Source organism: Glaciimonas sp. GG7, from assembly GCF_052976905.1.
This window is the reverse complement of the sequence record NZ_JBRIIQ010000187.1, coordinates 1-3,139: the sequence shown is the minus strand read 5'-3', so window position 1 is coordinate 3,139 and position 3,139 is coordinate 1. Positions and strand designations below refer to the sequence as shown.

General features: G+C 50.4%; 5 protein-coding genes and 1 pseudogene. 3 read left to right on the top strand and 3 right to left on the bottom strand.

Annotated elements, in window-relative coordinates; translation table 11 throughout:
* Positions 1-755 (top strand): RES family NAD+ phosphorylase (locus ACVBEF_RS20910; RefSeq protein ID WP_447125824.1); only part of this gene is annotated, 755 nt, incomplete at its 5' end.
* 397 nt (positions 756-1,152) lie between these two features.
* The gene (locus ACVBEF_RS20905; RefSeq protein ID WP_447125823.1) at positions 1,153-1,452 is read left to right on the top strand and encodes a hypothetical protein; all 300 of its coding nucleotides are present in this window, start codon (positions 1,153-1,155) and stop codon (positions 1,450-1,452) included.
* Between the two features lie 131 nt (positions 1,453-1,583).
* Here ACVBEF_RS20905 and vapB read toward each other — a convergent pair whose 3' ends face one another.
* Positions 1,584-1,937, bottom strand: a complete 354-nt coding sequence (gene vapB / locus ACVBEF_RS20900) for a type II toxin-antitoxin system VapB family antitoxin (RefSeq protein WP_447125675.1) — start codon at positions 1,935-1,937, stop codon at positions 1,584-1,586.
* 47 nt (positions 1,938-1,984) lie between these two features.
* Between vapB and ACVBEF_RS20895 the strand changes: the two genes are divergently transcribed.
* Complete coding sequence (locus ACVBEF_RS20895) at positions 1,985-2,416, top strand: universal stress protein (RefSeq protein ID WP_447125674.1); 432 nt, start codon at positions 1,985-1,987, stop codon at positions 2,414-2,416.
* A 20-nt stretch (positions 2,417-2,436) separates the two neighbouring features.
* Here the strand turns inward: ACVBEF_RS20895 and ACVBEF_RS20890 are convergent, their stop codons facing one another.
* Positions 2,437-2,685 (bottom strand): DUF2442 domain-containing protein, encoded by a 249-nt coding sequence (locus tag ACVBEF_RS20890; protein ID WP_447125673.1) that lies wholly within the window; start codon positions 2,683-2,685, stop codon positions 2,437-2,439.
* Positions 2,669-2,827, bottom strand: a pseudogene (locus ACVBEF_RS20885) (DUF4160 domain-containing protein); the annotation flags it as partial. The pseudogene ACVBEF_RS20885 and the gene ACVBEF_RS20890, both read right to left, overlap by 17 nt.
* Positions 2,828-3,139: the final 312 nt, after the last annotated feature.

Below are 3,139 nucleotides of genomic sequence, written 5' to 3'. Positions count from 1 at the left end.
TCCTCATTATCATGCTCGATGATGTCGGTTTTGCCCACGCCAACACGGTCGGCGGATGGATGCCTATCGTGGACGTATCTGATATTCAAACGATCACGATGTCCGGTTGGCGCGCCGTTGAGGGTCAGCATCTCATCGCAACGATGGTGCTGGCCGACTCCATCGACGAGCAGCACTTGCTGGAAACCATTCTGGAGACGTCCAAACCGCCCATCCCGCCGGAGGCAGCATCGCTGCATTGGCTGCTCTTCACACCGTTTCGCTACCCGCCCCTGCCAACCGGCTCCCGCTTCAGAGCGCCTTATGACCCCGGCGTTTTTTACGCAACTGACGAACAACGCACCGCCTGCGCCGAGCTAGGCTATTGGCGCTGGCGCTTCTTGATGGACAGTGAACTTGAGACGATCGAGCCGCTGCAACAAACTTTGTTTCAAAGTGCAATCAAAGGCAGCAGCATCGACTTGCGGCTTGCGCCCTATGTCGCCGAACGGGGCAAGTGGACGCACAGCACAGACTATGCGGCTTGTCAGGCGATAGGACGTGCGGCGCGGTTGCATGCTATTGAGATGGTGCGGTATGAATCGGTGCGCGACCCGGCTGCCAGCGGGTGTGTGGCGGTGCTTAGTCCTGGGGGATTTTCTGAGTTGAAACCAATCAAACATGAGACCTGGAATCTGTATGTCACGAGGACGAAGGTGATCTGGCGTGAGGAGAGTATTTTTTATGCTAAATCGTTTGAGTTTGGTATGGGGTGATCAAGGCGGTGACGTCCTCAACATGTACATTTGGTCTGACAATGATGGACTCGCTCATTGACCATTCGAGACTTCAATCAACAATATCCAGCACCAAACAATGAAACAAAACAGTCATCACAAAAAACTGCAATTTTCCTGTTGACCTCCGTTTTCAGTACGAGTAAGGTATCACCGTTCCTCAAAAAGGAATACAGGTTTGACAGCCTGTTTACATCAAACCCCGGGCCGTGCAATGCGGCCTGGGCCCTAAGTTCGCCCTCTCTGGGCGGCAGTGGCGGTGAAGCCTTCGGGCTTGCTGGTTTTTAGGTTTGGTGTCCAGTCTGTCAACTCCGTCATTTGTCGCCCACCCCCGTTTTTTTAAGCGGGAAGCTCAACTGAACTAAAGGATCGCATCATGCCTACTAGCAACTTCACGCAGCAGCGCAACAATCTCACCGATATCAAGCAACGTTTTTTCCTGATCGACTACGTCAAACTGTTAGCCGACGCCTCCCAGGGCATCAACACTATTGTCGAAGTAATCGAAGCCAACGAGTTTTACCAATCCAAACCCCATCGCGATAACGCCGAAGCACAAGCCTTAGCGCTGAGCGCGGAGAAGTGCCAAGCATTGCAGACACTGGCGCTGCTCTCGGCCCGGTTATTGAGCACTTATGCGGCGCAAGAGGTGGAATTGATGGATGCGGGTAGCTGACGGCTGACGTATCTGCTTGTGCATTGATACTTGCACATCGCCGTTGATACGTAAAAAAAGAGAAGCTAGCTTCTCTTTTTATGCAATATCGAATCGGTTTACCTATTACCCAGTCCGCAAGCCGTAAAGCGTCAAGCCTGCACTTCACGCTCCGCCATAAAATCATCAGAGACGCTTTCAAATCCGATAAAAAAACTATCCCAGGTATGCGTGACGGGAGAAATGATGCGTTCATTGCCGACTGCCCGCACAGTGACTTTTTTGACGTTTTCGGGGAAGCGCAATTCGGCGGGAAGACGTACCGCCTGGGTACCATTATTTACAAACACAGTGCTTTGCGTCATATAACCTCCATGTGTATATAGCTTTCGTGTTGAACAAAATATCTGCAAAGAATACCCGCCTCTCCAAAATGCCGATGCCAGAAACTCCTCAAAAACCTTACCTCTGCCAAAGAATAAAAAGCGCACAATAAGAATATTCATTCACTGACTTCATGCGCCATGCATGAACACCGACATCAGGAGAGATTATGTACAAACGTATTTTGGTAGCCTACGACGGCACGCCCGACAGTCGCTCGGCGCTGCATGAATGCATACGGATCAATCCGCCCTCCTCGACTGAAATACATCTGTTAGCAGTCATTGAGTTTTCTCCGAATGGGATGGCCGGCGGGTATGCGCCGGAAATTACATGCGCGGTCAGAACGCAAACCATGGGTGAGGAATTGGCAGCCGGTCGTGCGCTGATGGTTGCTGCCGGATTAAACGTGGTCACGCATCTTGAAATGGGCGAACCGGTGGTGGTAATCGGTAAGCTGGCAGACGCGCTGGGGGTCGATCTTGTGATTGTGGGACATTCTCGCCAGCAGACGTTTGCACAACGTTGGTGGCGAGGATCGATGGATGCGCTGCTCGTTGAGAGGATCAAGTGCAGTATTTTGGTGGCTGTGCATAGTTAGCTACCAATCTACGACGCACCCTAAGCGGCTACCCGTGCAACATGTGTGGCATCGCCACGGCCTGCCAATAAGCCATCAATTGAAATATCCTCATCCAAGTCATCCCAATGAATACCGTTAGCCGACAATTCGTGCTGTTGACGTTGCTCCGGTGTGGCATGCAGCAATCTGGGGAACCATACCAATGGAACACCGAGTGTGCGGCCATCCGATAATTCAACCCACATACTGTTTTCGTCAAATTTGACGGATTTAGCAGAAGTATTCATTCCATGTTCTTTCAATAAGTGCAGCATTTTGTTCAACGACTTGCGCTAATTCACGTAATGTTTTGGCATCAAAGCCTTTGCTATTTGCCAAGCTCACTGTCGGATGCAACCAGAATTTTGCTTCCCCCTCACTATTACGAACATGCGCATGTAGCGGCTCTCTCGGACTACCCTCATTGGAGTAAAAAAAGAACCTAAATCCTTTATATCAAAAAATAACGGGCATTAAGTTCCTTAGGTCGTTTTGGAGTTCATTTGCTGTTACGCAAATTTTGAGTCCCTGAAACATAAATTCTACTCTTTCGAGAAGAATCTATCGATCCATCCCCCGCGCAATCTCAGCAATCATTTCATAAGACCGCACCCGTGCGCTGTGATCGAAAATATCCGACACCACCATCAAATCGATTCGTGCTCGATGAACCGGGCGCTTAGAGAAGCTATCACCGACTGC